Below are 274 nucleotides of genomic sequence, written 5' to 3' on the forward strand. Positions count from 1 at the left end.
CACCAATAACCACAACCAGGAATACATCGTCATCGTCGTAGCAGGAAAAATCAATCAAGCAATGGCTTTCGCTGCTTCCTCTACCGGAGCAACTGGTGGAGCACCACCGGTGGTCGGGAGTCCGACCATGACCTTGAATGCATCATAGATTCCCCACTGAGCACCGGTAAGAGTACCAATCATGACAATACGAAGGGGCAGCCCTCTGGTGAAAAGGCCCAACATGCCAATCTTCTTAACAGCGTCGCCAACTGTAGCACCCTTGGCATTGTTG

1 protein-coding gene is annotated in these 274 nt (G+C 51.5%); it reads right to left on the reverse strand.

Annotation, left to right across the window (positions count from 1 at the left end):
* Positions 1–54: 54 nt before the first annotated feature.
* Positions 55–274, reverse strand: a 220-nt coding sequence (locus ACZ3HG_RS23610; protein ID WP_465334790.1) for a hypothetical protein, incomplete at its 5' end; no start/stop codon positions are given.

The sequence above is a fragment of the Erwinia sp. PME.40.26/001 genome (genome assembly GCF_055556675.1).